At 69.0% G+C, this 19,130-nt stretch carries 12 protein-coding genes; 10 read left to right on the top strand and 2 right to left on the bottom strand.

From position 1 onward, the window contains the following. Positions 1-61 precede the first annotated feature (61 nt). From AC3WOE_RS15515 to AC3WOE_RS15490, 6 genes are all read left to right on the top strand, one after another. Positions 62-2,920 carry a DUF3160 domain-containing protein gene (locus tag AC3WOE_RS15515; RefSeq protein WP_492691621.1) on the top strand — a complete coding sequence of 953 codons (2,859 nt, stop codon included), beginning with the start codon at positions 62-64 and terminating at the stop codon, positions 2,918-2,920. A gap of 2 nt (positions 2,921-2,922) precedes the next feature. Continuing rightward, positions 2,923-4,296 (top strand): CapA family protein, encoded by a 1,374-nt coding sequence (locus tag AC3WOE_RS15510; protein WP_492691619.1) that lies wholly within the window; start codon positions 2,923-2,925, stop codon positions 4,294-4,296. Between the two features lie 58 nt (positions 4,297-4,354). Beyond that, complete coding sequence (locus tag AC3WOE_RS15505) at positions 4,355-5,479, top strand: GGDEF domain-containing protein (protein ID WP_492691618.1); 1,125 nt, start codon at positions 4,355-4,357, stop codon at positions 5,477-5,479. Positions 5,480-5,534: 55 nt separating this feature from the next. Next, positions 5,535-6,800 (top strand): glutamate--cysteine ligase, encoded by a 1,266-nt coding sequence (gene gshA / locus AC3WOE_RS15500; protein WP_492691617.1) that lies wholly within the window; start codon positions 5,535-5,537, stop codon positions 6,798-6,800. 313 nt (positions 6,801-7,113) lie between these two features. Continuing rightward, positions 7,114-8,961, top strand: a complete 1,848-nt coding sequence (locus tag AC3WOE_RS15495; RefSeq protein WP_492691616.1) for a potassium transporter Kup — start codon at positions 7,114-7,116, stop codon at positions 8,959-8,961. Then, positions 8,961-10,268, top strand: coding sequence for an APC family permease (locus AC3WOE_RS15490; RefSeq protein WP_492691614.1), 1,308 nt, complete (start codon positions 8,961-8,963; stop codon positions 10,266-10,268). The genes AC3WOE_RS15495 and AC3WOE_RS15490 overlap by 1 nt, the downstream gene beginning before the upstream one ends. Here the strand turns inward: AC3WOE_RS15490 and AC3WOE_RS15485 are convergent. Next, positions 10,255-11,037, bottom strand: coding sequence for a class II glutamine amidotransferase (locus AC3WOE_RS15485; RefSeq protein WP_492691612.1), 783 nt, complete (start codon positions 11,035-11,037; stop codon positions 10,255-10,257). The genes AC3WOE_RS15490 and AC3WOE_RS15485 overlap by 14 nt on opposite strands. Positions 11,038-11,081: 44 nt before the next feature. On the opposite strand from AC3WOE_RS15485, the gene AC3WOE_RS15480 reads away from it, so the two are divergent. The 4 genes from AC3WOE_RS15480 to AC3WOE_RS15465 all read left to right on the top strand — a co-directional run bounded on the left by AC3WOE_RS15480 (position 11,082) and on the right by AC3WOE_RS15465 (position 16,052). Continuing rightward, positions 11,082-12,260, top strand: a complete 1,179-nt coding sequence (locus AC3WOE_RS15480; protein ID WP_492691611.1) for a benzoate/H(+) symporter BenE family transporter — start codon at positions 11,082-11,084, stop codon at positions 12,258-12,260. A 150-nt stretch (positions 12,261-12,410) separates the two neighbouring features. Beyond that, the gene (locus AC3WOE_RS15475) at positions 12,411-13,364 is read left to right on the top strand and encodes a DUF535 family protein (RefSeq protein WP_492691609.1); all 954 of its coding nucleotides are present in this window, start codon (positions 12,411-12,413) and stop codon (positions 13,362-13,364) included. A gap of 49 nt (positions 13,365-13,413) precedes the next feature. Next, a complete protein-coding gene (gene gshB, locus AC3WOE_RS15470) occupies positions 13,414-14,373 on the top strand; it encodes a glutathione synthase (protein ID WP_492691607.1) in 960 nt (319 codons plus the stop codon). Continuing rightward, positions 14,370-16,052, top strand: coding sequence for a DUF885 domain-containing protein (locus AC3WOE_RS15465; protein WP_492691606.1), 1,683 nt, complete (start codon positions 14,370-14,372; stop codon positions 16,050-16,052). The genes gshB and AC3WOE_RS15465 overlap by 4 nt, the downstream gene beginning before the upstream one ends. A 110-nt stretch (positions 16,053-16,162) precedes the next feature. Here AC3WOE_RS15465 and AC3WOE_RS15460 read toward each other — a convergent pair whose 3' ends face one another. Then, positions 16,163-18,802, bottom strand: a complete 2,640-nt coding sequence (locus AC3WOE_RS15460) for a membrane dipeptidase (protein WP_492691604.1) — start codon at positions 18,800-18,802, stop codon at positions 16,163-16,165. Positions 18,803-19,130: the final 328 nt, after the last annotated feature.

Here is a 19,130-nt window from a genome sequence, read left to right as displayed (position 1 = left end):
GCCCTCCGGGGCGGCTTTTTTTCGTGCCTATGATTTGCGCAAAGACGACGCAGGGGGCGCGATGAAGAAGAGGTTTCACGGCCTGGCCGTGGGGGGCTGGGCCCTGCTGGCCGGCATGCAGGCCGTGGCTGGCGAGGCTGACCTGGACTGGCTCAAGAGCACGCCGGAACCGGTCGTGGCGGCCGCGCCGGCGTCGCCCGCCAGCCTCAAGCTCGGTGCCAATGAACAGATCAAGGCCTGGGCGGTGTCGCCGCTGGCCCCGGTGGTGGCCGTGGTGGTCAGCGAAGGCGCCCGCCAGCGGCTCATCAGCTGGGATGTCCGCGAGCCCGACCAGGCCCAGGAGCTGCCGCTGCCAGCCGACGTCGACGTCTCCGGGCTGGCCTTCCACCCCGAGCAGCCAGAGCTTTTCGTCAGCGCGCGTCGCGGCACGGTCTGGCAACTGCTGGGGCAGCGCTTCCCCGGCTCGAAGTGGGCACCGTCGCTTCTCGCGACCAGCAAGCAGCCTCTCGCCGACGTCCTGGTGGTGCCGCGCCGCTTCACCTCGGCGATGGAGGGCGGGTCGGTGGGCTATCGCCTCTATTTTTCGGTGCAGACCGAAGCCGGCATGGCGGTGCAGACGGTGCGCGAGGACGGCCGTGGCCTGTACACGATGTTCGCCACGCCCAGGGCCCTGCAGGTGCTGGGCCCCTCCAGCTTTCTCGGCGGCCTGGAGGAGGGCACCGAGGTGTTCCAGGGCCAGGGGGCGGCGCGTCCCGTGGCGGCCCATCCCGGCGGTGGCGAACTGGCCCTGCAGGACGACAAGGGCTGTTTCCAGATCCTGCGCCATGTCGGCGACAACTGGCGCTGGCGCGGCGAGGGCGCGACCTTGCGTGACGACCTCGCCTGTGTCGGCGAGGTGGACTACCTGCCCAACGGTCTGGGCTGGCTGCACTGGGCGGCCGGCGTCGACGGCGTCAACCTCGGCCTCAGGCATTACGGCGCGCGCTTCATCGCAACGGAGCAGCGCTTCACCGCGCGGCCGCGGCCGACGTCCGATGGGCGCGGCCTGGTCGGACCGGTGGCGGGGCCGGCCGGCGTCGAGCTGCGCTATGTGCCCATCGCGCTGCCACTGGCTGACGTCGTCAATGCCGAGGCCTTCACCCGCGACCGTCAGGCCCTGGCGACGTTGCTGCAGCACGAGGGGCTGCTGAAGCCGGGCGTCATGCCGCAGATGCACAGCCTCTACGACGTCGAGCGCTATGTCGACACCCAGGACCGTGCGCCGCTGCCCTATCTGATCACCACCGACCTGTTCTGGGAGCTGTTCTCGTCGGCCTTCGAGAGCATGTTGACGGTCAGCGAGGACCAGTCGGCCATTCCTGCCTTCTGGCGCATGGTGGCCGAGGTGCAGCGCCATCTGGCCGCCACGCCGAACAAGGAGGCCGAGCTGGTGGCCGCCTTCGACGCGCTGGCCGCGCTGCGCGCCGGCCGGGTGAAGCATCTCGAGGTGGCGCTGATCGAGGCCGGGCGGGCGCAGCCGTCGACCGTGTTCGGGGATCCCAAGCGCCGCCCCGTGCTGCTGGACTTCGGTGGCATGGCGCCGCGCGGCTTCTACACGCGCTCCGAGGCGGCCAGCCGCTATTTCCAGGCCATGCGCTATCTGACGTCGGCGCCCTTCAGCGAGCGCAGCCTGGCGGCGTTCAAGGGCATGCCGCCGGCGGTGCAGCAGGCGGCCCAGGAATGGATCCGCTGCTACCGGCCCTTCATCGCGGCGGCCCGCGCGCCGCTCGTCTGGCAGGACGGCGCCCCGCTGGCCAGCTATGCGCGCAGGCCCGTGCTCGAGGCCAAGCTGTTCCCGCTGGCCTGGGGCCTGGACAACGAGGTGTTCGACCGGGTCGTCTTGCACGCCGATGCACCGTCGGACGAGCAGGTCAACCGCATGCTGCCCTCGGGCCTGGACCTGGCCGTCGTCATGGGCAGCGACCTCGCGTTGAAGCTGCTGGAGCCGGAGATCCGGGCGCAGCCCAACTACCGCCAGCAATTGCAGCGCCTGCGCTCCTACGCCCTGGCCAAGCGCGACACGCCCGAACTGAAGGATGGCCTGTATCACGCCTGGCTGCAGGCCCTCGGCGTGCAGTGGGCGAACAAGCCGAGCTTCCCTGGCAGCCCGAGGTCCGACGGCCTGTGGGCGGCCAAGCGGCTGCAGACGGGGCTGGCGTCCTGGGCGACGCTGCGCCACAGCACCCTGCTCGTGAACGACCAGGCCGGCGCCGAGGGCGGCGAGGGCGGGCCGACCTTCGAGTTCATGATCCAGCGCCCGCCACGCGGCTATGTCGAACCCGACGCACCGACCTTCAAGGCCATCGCCGGCCTGTTCGACCGGGCCGCCCAGGCCTTCGACGGCATCGCCCTGAACTGGAAGACGCCCGCTGCGCGCCAGCTGCGCGAGGGCTACAAGCAGCGCCTTGTCGACTCCCGCGACCTCGTGCTGCGCTTCGAGGCCATGGCGCGCAAGCAGGCCGCCGGCAAGCTGCTCGACGACGAGGAGTACGCCCTCATCATGCAGGTCGGCGGTGCCGTGGAGCACAACTTCCTGGTCTTCAAGAGCGCCCAGAGCAAGCGCGGCAGCGAGGCCGAGCCCTATGGCCTGGTCGTGCCCGAAGACGTGCCCAAGGTGGCCGACGTCGCGAACGGCCCCAGCGGCCGGCTGCTGGTGGCCGTCGGCGAGCCGCTGGAGTGGCAGCAGGTCGTGCCCTTTCATGGCCGGCGCCAGATCGTCAAGGGGGCGGCCTATTCCTATTACGAGTTCGCCAGCGGTGGCGTGCTGACCGACGAGGAGTGGCGCAAGCGGGTGACCACGCAGGCGCGACCGGACTGGTTGAAGCCCTATCTGCTGCCGTCGGCCGGCCCGGCGCAGCCGATGTCGACGACGCCGCGTTGACCATGCGCGCCTGGCTGTTCGGCGCGGCCCTGATGCTGGCGAGTGCCGTGCGGGCCGAGCCAGCTCTCGTGATGACGGGCGACGTGCTGCTGTCGCGACGTGTGGCGGAGGAGCTGGCGCACAAGGGGCCGGCGGCATGGCGCCGCCTTTTCGACGCGGGCGATGTCGTCGTCGGCAATCTCGAGGGCGCCGTGGGGCCGGCATCGGACTGCGTGCGCCCCACCCTGTGCTTCTCCATCGAGGCCGCCCATCTCGACCTGGCGCGCCAGGCCGGCTTCACGGCCCTGGGCCTGGAGAACAACCATGCGGCCGACCTGGGCCCGCCAGGTCGGCAGAGGACGCGACAGGCCGTCGCCGCGGCCGGCCTGCTGGGCCTGAGCCTTGCCGACGGTCCGAGCTTCCTGCAGGTGGGCGAGCACCGTGTCGGCATCGTCAGCTTCTCGCGCGTGGCCGATGCGGCCGGCGGCTTCGCGCCGCTGGACATCGCGCTCGAGCAGAAGCTGGACACGGCGCGTGCGCTGAGCGACGCCAGCATCGCCTACGTCCACTGGGGCACGGAGCTGCAGGACTGGCCCGACGAGGTGCAGTTCCGCGAGGCCCAGACGCTGATGGCGCAGGGGGCCGACGTGGTGGTGGGCCATCACCCCCATGTCGTGCAGGCGCCGGCCTGCGTCGACGGGCGGCCGGTGTTCTTCTCGCTGGGCAATCACGTGTTCGACCAGAAATACCCCATCACGCGCCAGGGCCTGATGGCCCGCTGCGAATGGGGCGAGGCCGGGCTGGCTTGCGAAGGGCGGGCCTCGCGCACGCCGGAAGGCACCTCCTTTCCCCAGGCCGCCGCGCAGCCGCCCGTGAGGCCGGCCTGCAGCGTGCCGACGCGGCCCGGCCTGGTGTTCGACGGCGTGCAGCTGCGAGCCCAGCCCTCGGGCATAGGCGTGGCAGAGGGCATCCGCCTCGAGCTGTGGTCGCAGGGGCGGCGCCTGAAGGTCGAGGCCGCGCGGGTCATCCGGCGCATCGCCAGCATCCGGCTTGCGCCCGGCTTGCCACCCTCGCTGCTGGTGCTGGAGGACCATGCCTCCGACCTCGACGGTCGCGTGGCGCCGCGGCCCTATGTCTATGCGGTGCGCGCGTCGGGCCTGCTGGCGCAGTGGCGCGGCACGGCACTGGCCTATCCGCTGATCGACGCCGTCGTGCTGCCGGGCGAAGGCGGCGACCTGCTCTGCGCCCTGCATGCCGACCAGTCCTTCCTGGGCGGTGCCGGCTCGACCAGCCGGCGCACCCTCGCCTATCGCTGGTCGGGCTTCGGCTTCGGCGCGGCCCGGTCGCCGCAGGAGCAGCAGCGCTGCGCCGAGCGCTATGCCGGGGTGAGTTCCTGACCCGGCCCGGTCGTCTTTCACGCCGGGCCGCCCTGACCGCCCGTTATGCTGGCCCGTCATGGATGTGATCACCCTCCTCGGGGCGGTGCTGGTCAATGCGCTGCTGATGAGCCTGGCGCTGGCCGTCGGCGTGGGCCTGCGCACCCGCAGTGGCCTGCAGGCCTGGCAGTTCATGCTGCTGGGCCAGGCGGCCGGCTTTGCCCTGCTGATCGGCGCCACCCTGGCGGCGCCGCGCCTGCTGGCGACGCTGGGCGTCATGGCGTTGAGCGGGTCGGCGTCCGCCACGGTCATCACGGCCTGCCGTTTTCTCGGCCTGACGGCGCGGCGCGGCTGGCTGTGGGGCGCACCGCTGGGCCTGGGCGTCGTGCATGCCCTGGTCTTCAGCGACCTGGGAGTCGCCACCGGCCTGACCAACCTGACCATAGGTGCCCAGATCATCTGGGCCAGCGTCGTGCTGCTGCGCGGTGCCGGTGGTGTGCGCTGGCGCTGGCTGTGCGGCGGCGCCGCCCTGGCCAATGGCGTCATGACGCTGGCGCGCGGCTGCCTGGTGCTGGGCTGGCCCGAGATCTACCCGCGCTTCCTGACGCCCAACCCGCTCAACATCGGTTCGATGATGCTGCTCAACGCCAGCCTGGTGCTGGGCACCATGGGTTTCCTGCTGGCCCACCGCGACGCGGCGGAGCAGGCCCTGGTGAGGCTGGCCTCGCTGGACACCCTGACCGGCCTGCTGAACCGCCGTGAGTGGATGAGCCGGGCGGCGGCGACCCTGGGCGCCGCGGGCCCCGCCAGCGTGCTGATGATGCTGGACCTGGACCACTTCAAGCGCATCAACGATGAGCGCGGCCACCCGGTCGGCGACGAGGTGCTCAAGCTGGCCGGCGAGGTGCTGCGCGGCGAGCTGCGCGCCAGCGACCTGGTGGGCCGCTACGGCGGCGAGGAGTTCTGCCTGCTGGTGCGCCAGTGCGACGCCGAGGCCTTCGGCCGCCTGGACAGCCGCCTGCACCAGGCCATGCGGCGGCGTTGCGAGGCCAGCCTGGGTTTCGTCGTCGACTTCAGTGCCGGCGCGGTGCGCATCGAGGCGGGCGAAACCCTGTCCGCCGCCATCAAGCGGGCCGACGACCAGCTCTACCGCGCCAAGCATGCCGGGCGCGGCCAGACCTGCTGCGCCGACGGCGTCTTGTGATCCCGCCGGGCGCCCCCAAGTGGGACGCCCTTCCCGAGTTTGAGATCATTCGGCCATGGTTCCCCATCTGATCACCGCCCTGAACGGCCCCATCAACGAGCTGGAAGCCCGCGTGCTGGAATCCATGCCGGCCACCGAACGCTGGTTCAGGCTGGAATGGATGGAGCACACGCCGACCTTCTACGCCTCGGTGGACCTGCGCAACGCCGGCTTCAAGCTGGCGCCGGTGGACACCAACCTCTTCCCCGGCGGTTTCCACCACCTGACCGCCCAGATGCTGCCCCAGGCCGTGCAGGCGGCCATGGCGGCCATCGAGAAGATCTGCCCCGAGGCGCGCAACCTGCTCGTCATCCCCGAGACCGGCGCGCAATGCAGCTTCTACCTGGAGAACCTGGCGACGCTGGCGCGCATCTTCACCCAGGCCGGGCTGAACGTGCGCTTCGGCACGCTGGACAGCCGCGTCACCGAACCGACCGAGCTGCGCATGCAGAACGGCGAGTCGCTGACCCTGGAACCGGTGGTGCGCAAGCGCGGCCGCCTGACGCTCAAGGGCTTCGATCCCTGCACCATTCTGCTCAACAACGATCTCGCCGCCGGCACGCCGCCGCAGCTGATGGGCCTGCACGAGCAATACCTGCTGCCGCCCCTGCACGCCGGCTGGACGGTGCGGCGCAAGAGCCAGCACTTCCGCGCCTACGACGAGGTCGCCAAGCGCTTCGCCAAGCTGCTGGGCATGGACCCCTGGCTGATCACGCCGATGTCCCAGAGCGTCGACCTGCACGGCAAGAAGGGCCTGGAGGCGCTGCAGACGGCGGCCGACGCCCAGCTGACCAAGGTGCGCCGCAAGTACAAGGAATACGGCATCAACGAGAAGCCCTTCGTCATCATCAAGAGCGACGTCGGCAGCTATGGCAAGGGCGTCATGACCGTGCGCGACGCCAAGGACATCGAGACCCTGGCCGATCGCCTGCCCGAGAACCTCGGTCAGGAAGTCATCGTGCAGGAAGGCGTGCCGACGCATGAGCGCGTGCACGAGGCGGTGGCCGAGCCGGTCGTCTACATGATGGACCGCTATGTCGTCGGGGGTTACTACCGCGTGCATGCCCACCGCGGCATCGACGAGAGCCTGAACGCCCCCGGCGCGAGCTATGTGCCGCTGGCCTTCGCCGAGTCACCTCATCTGCCCCGGCCCGGCGAGAAGCCCGGTGCCAGCGCGCCCAATCGCTTCTATATGTACGGCGTCATCGGCCGCCTGGCCATGCTGGCGGCCAGCTACGAGCTGGAAGCGACGGACCCGCAGGCCGAGGCTGAAGCGGCCTGACTCTCCCACCCCCTACGGCCTAGCGGCCGCCCCCTCAAGGGGGCGCTGCCGATGGACCGGCAAAGCCGGATCCATGGCAGTCGCTGGAGTAGCAGCCCGCCTTGCGGCTGCGAATACGCCTGCCGCCCTCGAGGCGAAGAAATGGCTGTCGCTACGCCTGGACGCATAAGGAGTCAAGCCGGAGTTGCAGGTTTGCTGCGCTGCACAAAACACCAAAACCGGGCGCAGAATCCCCACTTTCGAACAAACGCCAGCCCAAGCCGCTGGCCTTCGTGAAGTGAGTTCTTCCCATGCGGCCCGCAGCCCTTCGGCGATGGCGGGTCTGACCCTCGGGGCACTCGGAGTGGTCTACGGCGACATCGGCACCAGCCCGTTGTACGCCCTCAAAGAAGTCTTCCATGGCGGCCATGTCGGCACCACGCCCGAGAACATCCTCGGCGTGCTGTCATTGCTGTTCTGGACCCTGACCGTCGTCGTCTCGATCAAGTACGTGCTGCTGATCCTGCGCGCCGACAACAACGGCGAAGGTGGCCTCATCGCCATGCTGGCCCTGGCCACCAATGCCGTGAACGACAAGCCGCCGCTGCGCCGCACCCTGCTGCTGGTCGGGCTGTTCGGCACCGCCATCTTCTTTGGCGACGCCGTCATCACGCCGGCCATGACGGTGCTGGGCGCCGTCGAGGGCATCGACGTCTACGAGCCGCAGTTCCACGACGCCATCCTGCCGCTGACGCTCATCGTCATGGTCGGCCTGTTCGCCGTGCAGCGCTTCGGCACGGGCGGCATCGGCAAGGCCTTCGGGCCGGTCATGATGGTGTGGTTCATCACGCTGGCGGCCCTCGGCCTGCCGCACATCTTCGACAACCCGCGCGTGCTGGCGGCCGTCAACCCGGTCTATGCGCTGAACTTCTGCCTCGAGTACCGCTGGGTGGCCTTCGTCGCCCTGGGCGCCGTCGTCCTCGTCGTGACCGGCGGCGAGGCGCTGTACGCCGACCTGGGCCATTTCGGCAAGAAGCCCATCCGCATCGCCTGGTATGGCGTCGTCATGCCGGCCCTGGTCATCAACTATTTCGGCCAGGGTGCCATGCTGCTGGACAACCCGGCCGGCGTGCAGAACCCCTTCTTCCTGCTGGCGCCGGGCTGGGCCGAGATTCCGCTCTTCCTGCTCGCCACCGCAGCAGCCATCGTCGCGTCCCAGGCCCTGATCACCGCAGCCTTCTCGGTCACCAAGCAGGCCATCCAGCTCGGCATCCTGCCGCGCCTGCGCATCCTGCACACCAGCGTGCGCGACACCGGCCAGATCTACGTGCCCTTCATCAACTGGGGCTTGTTCGCCCTGGTCGTCGTCGCCGTCGTCTTCTTCGGCTCGTCCACCAAGCTGGCCGGGGCCTACGGCGTGGCCGTCACCATCGACATGACGATCACGACGGTGATGACCTTCTTCGTCATCCGCTACGGCTGGAAATATCCGCTGGCGCTTTGCGTCGCGGCCACCGGCGTCTTCTTCCTCATCGACGTGACCTTCCTGGCGTCCAACCTGCTGAAGATCGCCGCCGGCGGCTGGTTCCCGCTGCTGATCGGCATCGGCATGTTCACGCTGATGCTGACCTGGAAGCAGGGCCGCAAGCAGCTGTCCGACAAGCTGCGCGAGGACGCCATCGAGCTCAACACCTTCCTCGACGCCGTCTTCATCAACCCGCCGACGCGCGTTGCCGGCACGGCCGTCTTCCTGTCGTCCGAGAAGGGCTCCACGCCCAACGCCCTGCTGCACAACCTCAAGCACAACAAGGTGCTGCACGAGCAGAACGTCTTCGTCACCGTCAAGCACCACGAGGTGCCCTGGGTCGGCTTCGAGAAGCGCTGCGAGGTCGAGGCCCTGGGCCATTGCTGCTGGCAGGTGGCCCTGCATTTCGGCTTCAAGAACGAGCCCGACGTGCCCGAGGCCCTGGCCCTGCTGAAGAAGCACGGTGTGCAGCTCGACGAGATGGAGACGAGCTACTTCCTGAGCCGCGACATCATCATTCCGACCATAGGCTCGGGCATGGCCCTGTGGCGCGAGAAGCTGTTCGCCAGCATGCACCGCAACGCGGCCGCCGCGGCCGACTTCCTGCATCTGCCGACCAACCGCATCGTCGAGCTGGGCTCCAAGGTCGAGATCTGATGCGGCCCGAGCCGCGCCTGGGCGCCCGGCATGCCGGCGCCCTGTGCGTCGGCATGGTCGTCGGTGCCGGCATCTTCAAGACCTCGCCCATGGTGGCGCAGTCGCTGCCGGAGGCGGGCCAGCTCTACCTGGCCTGGGCCCTGGGCGGTGTGCTGTCCTTCGTCGGCGCGCTGTGCTTTGCCGAGCTGGCGGCGGCCTTCCCCGACGCCGGTGGTGACTATCACTTCCTGAGCCGCGCCTATGGCCGGCGCCTGGGCTTTTTGTTCGCCTGGTCGCGCTTCGCCGTCATCCACACCGGCTCGATGGCCCTGCTGGGCTTTGTCTTCGGTGACTACCTGTCCCAGGTTGTGGACCTCAGCCCCTGGTTGGGCAGCCATGCCAGTGCGCTGCTGGCCGCCGCGCTGATCGTGGTGCTGACCGGGCTCAATCTGCTGGGTGTTCGCGTCGGCCTCGGGACCCAGCTGGGGCTGACGACGCTGGTGCTGTGCGGCCTGCTGCTGTTGGGGGCGGGCGCTGCGCAGTTGGGGCTTCAGCCTCCCGCGACCCAGGGCGCGGCGACGGCCACGACCGACTGGGGCACGGCCATGGTCTTTGTCTTCCTGGCCTATGGCGGCTGGAGCGATGCGGCGACGCTGTCCGCCGAGATGCGCGACGGCCAGCGCGGCATGGTGCGTGCGCTGCTGCTGGGCCTGGGCGTCGTCATGGCCCTCTATCTGCTCGCCAACTGGGCCTATGTGCGGGTGCTGGGCCTGCCCGGCCTGGCCCACAGCGAGGCGCCCGCGGCCGAGGCCATGCGCCTGGCCTTGGGGCGTGGTGCCGAGCTGGTCATGGTGGGCGTCGTCACGCTGACGGCCCTGTCGGTCATGAACGCCATCCTGATCGCCGGCCCGCGCACCACCTATGCCGCGGCGCGCGACCTCGCGGCCGAGTGGAAGCTGGCGCAGTGGAATGCGCGGCGCGGTACGCCGAGTGCTGCCGTCGTCGCGACCGCTGCCATGGCCCTGCTGCTGGTGGGCCTGGGCGACTTCACGCGCGGCGGCTTCTCGACCATGGTGGACTACCTCTCGCCGGTGTATTGGTTCTTCCTGGTGCTCAGCGGTGCCGCCCTCATCGTGCTGCGTCGGCGCGAGCCCGACCAGCCGCGACCCTTTCGCGTGCCCCTGTACCCGTGGCTGCCGCTGCTGTTCTGTGCCTGCAGCGCCTATGTGCTGTGGGCCAGCCTGGTCTATGTGAAGGCCGGTGCCGTGATCGGCGTGGCGGTGCTGGCCGCGGGAGCGCTGTTGCTGCCCCTGCTCAGGCGTCGCTAGCGCCGCAGAGCAGGCGGCGCTCGATGCGCCCGTCACGCACATGCACCATCTCGCCCTTGGCCAGCGGTGACCAGGCCTCGGCATCGTCGCCCAGCGGCTCCGACGCGATGGCCCAGCCACCCGGCTGGGGTTTGAGGTAGAGGCTGGGTGGCTTGTCGTCGCTGGCCCAGCGCACCGCCCAGAGCTGCTCGCCGTCGGCGAGAGCCGCCGAAAAACGCAGCGGCGTGGTGATGCCGCGTGCCTGCATCTCGGCTACGGTGTCCAGCAGCACTTCGCGCGTCGCGGCCTGGACCGTGGCACCGTCCTGCACGCGGGCCATGATGAGCAGGAAGAGCAGCTCCGAATCGGTCGCGCCGCGCTTCAGGTCGTAGAGCTCGTCCGTCAGTCGCGCCTCCATGCCGCGGCGCAGGCGCGGAAAGTCGCCGATCTGGCCGTTGTGGATGAAGAGGTAGCGGCCGAGGTGGAAGGGGTGGCAGTTCTGCCTGGACACGCCGCCGCCGGTCGCGGCCCGCACATGGGCCATGAAGAGATGGGAGCGCACATTGGCGCACAAGGCCATCAGGTTGTCGTCGCTCCAGGCCGGCATCACCTCGCGGTAGACGCCCGGCGTGTCGCGCTCGCCATACCAGCCGATGCCGAAGCCGTCGCCATTGGTCACCGACTTGGCCTGCTCGGCCTGCAGGCTCTGGCGCACCAGCGAATGGCGCGGCTTGCAGACCAGGTCTTCCAGAAAGATCGCGTCGCCCGAGTAGGCGAGGAAACGGCACATCCGCTCAGCACTTTCGTCATTGAGGTGACGGCTATGCTGACCGCATGAGTCGCCTGCTGCAAGATTTTTCGCCGTCCACTGTTGTTGCCGGCTTCGTCGCGGTGCTGGTGGGTTACACCAGCTCGGTCGCCATCATCTTCCAGGCCACCGTGGCCCTGGGGGCGACGCCGGCCCAGACCGCCTCCTGGCTGTGGGCCCTGGGCCTGGGCATGGGCCTGACCAGCCTCGCCCTGAGCCTGTGGACGCGCCAGCCCGTGCTCACGGCCTGGTCCACGCCCGGCGCGGCCCTGCTGGCCTCGACCTCGGGCGTGGAGATGCCCGAGGCCATCGGCGCCTTCATCGTCTGCGGCCTGCTGATCGCCTGGGCCGGCGCCAGCGGCTGGTTCGAGAAGTTGATGGACCGCATCCCCGTGGCCATTGCCTCGGCCCTGCTGGCCGGCGTGCTGGCGCGCTTCGGCCTCGACGCCGTCAGCAGCGTGAAGACGGCGCCGCTGCTCGTCCTCGCCATGGCCGCGGCCTATCTGGTCGGCCGGCGCGTCTGGCCGCGCTATGCGGTGCCCGGCGTGCTGATCGCCGGCGTCGTCGTCGCCCTGGCCCAGGGGCGCCTGAGCTTCGCCGGCGTCGATACCTCCCAGGTCTTCGCGCTGCCGGTCTGGACGGCGCCGGCCTTCAGCTGGCATGCCGCCATCGGTGTGGCCCTGCCCCTCTTCATCGTCACCATGGCCTCGCAGAACCTGCCCGGTGTGGCCGCCCAGCGCGCCAGCGGCTACCAGACGCCGGTGTCCGCTTCCATCGCCGTGACCGGCGCCGCGACGACGCTGCTGGCGCCCTTCGGCGGCTATGCCTTCAACCTGGCCGCCATCACGGCCGCCATCTGCATGGGCCGCGAGGCGCATGAAGACCCGGCGCGGCGCTACACGGCCAGCGTGAGCGCCGGCCTGTTCTATGTGCTGCTGGGCCTGGCCGGCGGCGCGGTCGCCCTGCTGCTGACCGCCTTTCCGCGCGAACTGGTCGCGGCGATCGCCGGCCTGGCCCTGCTTGGCACCATCGCCGGCGCCCTGGCCGCGGCGCTGAAGGACGAGGGTCACCGCGACGCCGCCATCCTGACCTTCCTGGTCTGCCTGTCGGGCATCAGCCTCTTCGGCATTGGCGCGGCCTTCTGGGGCGTGGTCGCCGGGGGCGTGGCCACCGTCGCCGCGCGCTGGCGCCGCGCCCACGTGTAAGCGGCGCGCCTTAAGTCACGCAAATCCCGCCCCGGGGACTTCCCCGCCCTCGGATCGAGGGGCGTGGCAGCGCTTTCATGCCCTGTATCTGTCGATAATCTTTCTCGAAGCTGTCAATCATTGCCGCCCAGGCGGCTTTCCCTTCGAGACGTGCCCCCCACCACCGCGCCTGACTGGCCGATCCCTGAGCTGCCGAGCAGCCTGCAACTGCTGAGCCGCGTTGCCGGCAATGCCTGGCTGCGGACCCAGGCCGAGGGGCTGCCCGACGGCCTGCGGGTGCTGTTCGGCGGCGGCCGGATGCTTGGCGAACGAGAGGGCCTGGCCCGGCTCTTCGCCATTCCCGCCTTTGCGCGGCTGATGACCGCCCAGCCGCGGGCCGATGCCTTCTTCTTCATCAGCCACCGCCACTTCCTGTCGCGCGGCTTCGGCGGCGCCGAGCGCCTGGCCTGCGCCCTCGACCATTTCCAGTTCGAGCAGGCCCATTTCACGCCAACCTTGCTGCCGGCCCTGCATGGCGAAGGCCTGCTGCTGTGGCGTGACCCGGCAGGCCATGACCTGCGCCTGCGGGCCAATGCCGCGACCCGCCACGAGGGCCCGCTCAGCCTGCTGCTGGGCCATCGCGGGGAGGCCCTGCACGAGCTGTCCTTCGCCTGGATCGAGGCCAGCCGGCTCGGGCCCGATGCGGGGGCGGGCCCGGTGCTGTTCGCGACGCGCAACCAGTCGGTGCGCCCGGACGCGTCCGCGCTGGCGCGCTTTCGCGCCGAGTTCCCGCAGAACTCGCCCGCCTATTTCGCCTTCGCCGCGCTGAACGGCCTCGCGCGCGCCCTGGGCCAGACCCGCATCGTCGGCGTACGCGACACGCACCAGATCGCCTACGAGGCTTGCTACGCGACCGGCTTCAGGCGCTCCTACGACGACTTCTGGCTGGGTTTCGGCGGCCTGCCGCTCGAGCGGCACGGCGTGGAGATCCGGGTGCCCGTCACCGTCGCGCCGCTGTCCGAGCTCAAGGCCAAGCATCGCGCCAGGGCCCGCCAAAGGCGCGAGCATTGGCGCGGCATCGCCAGCGCCGCCGAGGCGGCCCTGAGCCCCTACGTCAGAGGCTGAAGGCAGCGCTGTGCAACACTGGCCGGCGCTGAATTGACAGGCCCGCCCCATGAAGCTTCTCTTCGTTGCCGACCCGCTCGACACCTTCAAGACCTACAAGGACTCCACCTTCGCGATGATGCGCGAGGCCGCCAGGCGTGGCCACAGCATCCTGGCCTGCGAGGTGAACCAACTCGTCTGGCTGCGCGGCGGCCGCGTGACGGCGCGCGGCGCCCGCCACATCACGCTGACCGGCCTGAGCCAGAAGGACGGCCACGACTGGTTCAAGGTCGAGTCCACCGCCGACGTCGCCCTGGCCGACGTCGACGCCGTGCTGATGCGCAAGGACCCGCCCTTCGACAGCGAGTTCTTCTACGCCACCCATCTGCTCAGTCAGGCCGAGCGCGAAGGCGCCCGCGTCTTCAACAGGGCCAGCGCCCTGCGCGAGCACCCCGAGAAGCTCGCCATCCTCGAGTTCCCGCAGTTCATCTCGCCCACGCTCGTGACGCGCGATCCGGCCGAGATCCGCGCCTTCCACGCCGAGCAGCGCGACATCATCCTCAAGCCCCTGGACGGCATGGGCGGCATGGGCATCTTCCGCGTCAAGGACGACGGGCTGAACCTCGGTGCCATCATCGAGACGCTGAACAAGGACGGCACGCAGACGGTCATGGTGCAGCGCTTCATCCCGGCCATCGCCGAGGGCGACAAGCGCATCCTCATCATCGGCGGCAAGCCGGTGCCGCATTGCCTGGCCCGCATTCCGCAGGGCGGTGAAGTGCGCGGCAACCTCGCCGCGGGCGGCAAGGGTGTGGCCCGGCCGCTGACTGCGCGCGACCGCGAGATCGCCGAATACCTCGGCCCCATCCTCGCCGCCCGCGGCCTGCTGCTGGTGGGCCTGGACGTCATCGGCGAGAACGTCACCGAGATCAATGTGACCAGCCCGACCTGCTTCCAGGAGATCACGGATCAGAGCGGCTTCGACGTCGCCAAGATGTTCATCGATGCATTGGAAGAGGCCCTGGCATGAAACGTCGTGAATTTGCTGCCGTCGGACTCGCCGCTTTTGCGCTGCCCGCCTTTGCCCAGGACGCCGGCTTCGACAAGCTGACCGAGAAGTTCCTCGAGGCGCTGTGGCGCCAGGACCCCGATGCCGCCGTCGCTGCCGGCCGCTTCGAGTTCGTGCCCCAGGTCACCCTGCCCAGCAACGCGCAGCGTGAGCGCATGCGGGCCTTCCTGAAGCAGTGGCAGGCCGAGTTCGAGCGCCAGCCCGAGGCGCCGCTGAACACCAGCCAGCGCATGGACCGCAGCGTGCTCATCGCCAAGCTGCAGAGCGATCTCTGGCGCCTGGACACGCTGCGTGAATGGTCGTGGAACCCGGCCGAGCACAACCCGGCCGCGCCGCTGGACCTGCTGCTCAATACCGAATACGCACCCTTGCCTGCAAGACTGAAGGCGTTGAAGCCGCGCGTCGCGGCCTTGCCGGCCTACTACCGTGCGGCCCAGGCCAGTCTCTCAGGCGTCTCGCGCGAGCACGCCGAGCTGGCCATCCAGCAGGCACCCGGCGTGCTGGGCGTCCTGGATGACGTCGCCAAGCGCTACGCCGAGATTGGCCTGAACATGAACGAGCCGTTTGCCGCTGCACGCGCCGCCGTCAACGGCTATGTGGCGCATCTGAAGAAACTCAAGCCGACGCGTGGCTTCCGCCTCGGCGCCGAGCTCTACGAACCCAAGTTCACCCACGACATCCAGTCGGCCCGCACGGCCAGGGAAACCTATGAGCTGGCTCAGGCGCGCCGCGAAGAGGTGCTGGCCAGCATGCAGACCCAGGCCGCCGCGCTGTGGCCCACGGTCATCGGCAGCGAGGCGCCGCCGACCGACCGCTTCGCGCTGATCGGCCGCGTCATCGCCAAGCTCAGCGAGCGCCATGTGGCCCGCGAGCGCTTCGTCGACGAGATCCGCGCCCAGATTCCGCAGCTGGAAGCCTGGGTCCGCGACCACGACCTGCTGAGCCAGGACGTCAGCAAGCCCCTGGCCGTGCGCGAGACGCCCGAATACCAGCGCGGCGTGGCCGGTGCCAGCATCGAGGCGCCCGGCGCCTACCGACCGCAGGACCGCACCTACTACAACGTCACGCCGCTGGACGATCTCAAGGCCGACGAGGCCGAGAGTTCGCTGCGCGAGTACAACCACTGGATCCTGCAGATTCTCAATATCCACGAAGCCATTCCCGGCCACTACACCCAGCTCGTGCACGCCAACCGCGCGCCGAGCAAGGTCAAGGCCCTGTTCGGCAATGGCGCCATGGTGGAAGGCTGGGCCGTCTACGGCGAGCGCATGATGATCGAGAGCGGCTACGGCGCCTCGCCCGAGATGACGCTGATGTGGGGCAAGTGGCATCTGCGCTCGGTCACCAACACCGTGCTCGACTACAGCGTCCATGTGCTCGGCATGAGCGAGGCCGACGCGACCGACCTGCTGGTGCGCCAGGCCTTCCAGACCGAGCGCGAGGCCAAGGAGAAGTGGCGCCGCGTGCAGCTGACCTCGGTGCAGCTGACCAGCTATTTCAGCGGCTACAGCGAGATCTTTGCGCTGCGTGAGCAGTTGAAGTCACGCCCCGGCTTCAACCTCAAGGCCTTCCACGAGCAATTCCTCAGCTATGGCAATGCGCCGGTGCGGTTGATTGCAGCGGAGATGCTGAAAGCCTGAAGCGGCATGCACCCGCGGCATGGCTGGCATGGCCGCTATCGCGGGTGCCGGCGATGAAGTCGAACCAGAAGTGCCCCTCATCCGGCGGCGGCTGCCTTCTGACGACTGCCTCAATCCGTTGCCACGTCGACGAACAGCGGATCGGCATCGAGAAACTGCGGCACGCCTTTCACGTCGATTCGTACGGTGTCGGCCACCTTGCCCTGTTCGCATTCCTGGTGTGGCTTGGGCCTGGGCTGGCCAGCGTCCGGCGGGTCGGTGACCATGTGGCAGTTTTTCTTCACGATTCTCGATTTGAATGTCATCGTGAACGTATCGCCGAGCGCGCCCTTGGCAACGCCGTTCACCCAAACCGTCCCGCCGCTGGCCTGCGTTCCGAAATAGGCGTCGACAGCCGTGACCTTGATGGCAACGGGCTGGTCGGCCTTGAAGGGGCTCGGCGAAACCGTGACCACCGGCCGCCGCAGCATCGAGGACGAGAGGGCCGCGGCTTCGGCTTTTTCCCACATCCGGATATACGCCTCGGCCGAATGAAACAGCGGCTCGATATCTGGCGCCGGCACGCCGAGTGCACTCAAGTCGGCAATCAGATCGGGGAACTGGCCGATCGTCGCGAAGCCGTCGGTATTGAAGTCGAAGGTGCGCTGGCCGTCCGTCATCGGCGGCATCGTCATGCCCGCGGAGAACTGGCTGGCGAAGGGATACGCCAACCGCGGCCCCCAGCCGGGCAGCGAGGTGTCGGTTCCGCCGCCGCAGGCGCCGGGACCGAAGCGCGGGCTCGGCTGCAGCAGAGAGGGCGTGTTGATGTCGGTGCCGAAAGCCACGGCCTGCCCGCCGCCTTGATCGACGGCGTACAGATACCCCTGCGCGAAGGTCTCGCTGCTGCGCCCGCAGCGGTGCGGGATCGTCGCCTTGCCCGGGGCACGCTGATAGGTCTGCACGTCGCGGATGTCGCGGCCCTGCGCGAGGATCACGCCGACCATGCCGCCGGAATCGAGAACGCGGTGGTATTTGGCCGCGGTGAGCTGGCCTTCATGGTCCTGGTCGCTTGGCCGCGGGTGCGGCAGCGGCAGAAGCTCGGTGAAGCGGCCGCCGCTGTGGTTCACGTCGTTGAAGCCCGCATGGCTGGCGACGGCCGGCGCGCCGAAGCGTTCGGCGATGTCCAGGGTGTCGGAGAACGACTTGCGCGACATGTGATCGACGTCAACGAGCATCCCGGCGCGCATCAATTCCTCGACGATCAATTTGCCGTTCGCGTTCAGGCCGAGCACGTTGCAGCGCCCGTACTTTTCCAGTTCAGGGCAGTCTTCGGTCGTGATCGAGTAGCGCCCGGCAATCTTGGCGAAGTGGTAGTCGACATCGAAGTTCAGGAACGGTGGATCGGCATGGTTGGTCTGCCCCTGCACCCGCGCCTCGAAGAACGAGGCACCACCGACGCTGTTGTCGGCCTGGTGAATCGGAAACACATGGCGCACGCCGAGTGCGTGCAATTGCGCGATGCGGGCCGACGACGCCTGGATGCCGAGCGAGTTCAACGATTCGACGCCGAGCACGACGGCGAGCTGGCCCTTGCCGATCGCGGTGCGGGCCTCGAGAGGCGTCTTCACGACGCGGAAGAAGCCGAGTCCGTTGCCGCCGGCCTCGGCGTCGATCTCGGCCTGCATCGCTCGCGCCTCGCGCAACTGGGCTTCGAGCGTCGGCGCTTCGTCGCCGCAGTTGCGGCCGTCATTGCCGACGCTCAGGCACAGCTTGGGGCTGTCGACGGCGAAGATCACCATCAGTCGCATGCCGCCCTTGACGGCGCGCGCCAGCCAGTCCTTGTAGACCTTCTGGTGGTCGGTATCGCGGTGCGTCGGCCAGTCACCCAGATTCGGCGCGCCGTTGTTGCCGAGAAAGAGCCCCCAGCGCCCGTCCATTCCGGCGCCGATGATCTCGTTGCCGTGAATCAGGCCGTGCGAGGCGATATCGCCGTCGACGGAAAGTACCGCGCTTTCCGGCCCATGAGCCGAGCCGTACAGGAACTTGCCGCCGAATGCGAGATTCGCGAAGGCGTGGTTGTGGATATCGGCATATCCGCGCAGGGTCGGCGTAAAGGCATCGCCCGGGTCCGTAATCCGCAGATCGATCTGCGTCGAGTCGTTCGAGACGTTCCCGCGGTTGCCGACCGAGACGTCGATATGGTCGCCCGGCTGTACCGAAAGCGTGCGCTTGAGCAATTGAACGCTGGTCGGCCCGAATCCATTCACCGGCACCAGGCCGCCCTGCTGAATGCCGTTGACGAAGACGCCGACTTCGGTCGTTGTGCCGCGGCTGTCTTGTCCGAACAGCGCGGCTTCGACGAGGTGTGCGCCGGCGCGTTTGGCAGTGAAGCGCACCGTGCTCACCCGGTCGCCGAGTCCCGGGTGAAAACCGGCCGTGTGCGATTCGTAAATCGGCGTGCCGAGGCTCACGGCCGCGGCAGTCGGATTGAAATAGACCGTTGGCGTCGACGCGAAGGGATTCGCGCCCATCCAGATGGCGACGCCGTGGTTCGTCGTCCTCGACGACGGCAGATAGCGCGTGAACGCGCCGCCGAATCCAGCGGTCTCGCCATATTCCCACTGCCCGCTCGGATTGGTTCCGGCCTGCATGGACGCCGAGAGGCTGAAAGTCTCGGCCGACGAAATGCCGGGGCTGCCGGCCGCGAGAACAGCCGCCATGCCGGCGGCCAGCCTTAGCCGGCACGCCCTGAAGCGAAGGGTCGTTGGCATTTCTCTTCTCCCAGGTGGGTTGAACGGATCGGGCTTGGGCGGGTGACGCTGGACCGCGTCTGCGTCCATGCAGATTCAGACGACGCCTTGCCTCCGATCCGGACATCGGGCATTCAGCGGGTGACATGGCTCTGGTCTGCACCCTGAAAGCCTGGAGCGACCTCGAGCAGGGGGCAACTGCCCTCGAAGCCGAGGCCAGGCCGCTGGTCGTGGCCTGCGCGCCATGCACGGCCGCAAGCGCGTTCCCACGTTCATGAAGCTCGCGCTGCGGCTGACCAAGAACGGGGACTGAACCCGCCGGCCAGGCGCGCATCCATCAGCGGCCCGC

Source organism: Roseateles sp. FW305-36 (assembly GCF_058787015.1).
The sequence above is the reverse complement of the archived record's forward strand: the minus strand, read 5'-3'. Positions and strand labels throughout refer to the sequence as shown.

What these genes read in the sequence shown, in the direction of transcription:
- AC3WOE_RS15515 (WP_492691621.1), top strand. Translation starts at nt 62, where the DNA reads ATGAAGAAGAGGTTTCACGGCCTGGCCGTGGGGGGCTGGGCCCTGCTG.
- AC3WOE_RS15510 (WP_492691619.1), top strand. Translation starts at nt 2,923, where the DNA reads ATGCGCGCCTGGCTGTTCGGCGCGGCCCTGATGCTGGCGAGTGCCGTG.
- AC3WOE_RS15505 (WP_492691618.1), top strand. Translation starts at nt 4,355, where the DNA reads ATGGATGTGATCACCCTCCTCGGGGCGGTGCTGGTCAATGCGCTGCTG.
- gshA (WP_492691617.1), top strand. Translation starts at nt 5,535, where the DNA reads ATGGTTCCCCATCTGATCACCGCCCTGAACGGCCCCATCAACGAGCTG.
- AC3WOE_RS15495 (WP_492691616.1), top strand. Translation starts at nt 7,114, where the DNA reads ATGGCGGGTCTGACCCTCGGGGCACTCGGAGTGGTCTACGGCGACATC.
- AC3WOE_RS15490 (WP_492691614.1), top strand. Translation starts at nt 8,961, where the DNA reads ATGCGGCCCGAGCCGCGCCTGGGCGCCCGGCATGCCGGCGCCCTGTGC.
- AC3WOE_RS15485 (WP_492691612.1), bottom strand. Translation starts at nt 11,037, where the DNA reads ATGTGCCGTTTCCTCGCCTACTCGGGCGACGCGATCTTTCTGGAAGAC.
- AC3WOE_RS15480 (WP_492691611.1), top strand. Translation starts at nt 11,082, where the DNA reads ATGAGTCGCCTGCTGCAAGATTTTTCGCCGTCCACTGTTGTTGCCGGC.
- gshB (WP_492691607.1), top strand. Translation starts at nt 13,414, where the DNA reads ATGAAGCTTCTCTTCGTTGCCGACCCGCTCGACACCTTCAAGACCTAC.
- AC3WOE_RS15465 (WP_492691606.1), top strand. Translation starts at nt 14,370, where the DNA reads ATGAAACGTCGTGAATTTGCTGCCGTCGGACTCGCCGCTTTTGCGCTG.
- AC3WOE_RS15460 (WP_492691604.1), bottom strand. Translation starts at nt 18,802, where the DNA reads ATGCCAACGACCCTTCGCTTCAGGGCGTGCCGGCTAAGGCTGGCCGCC.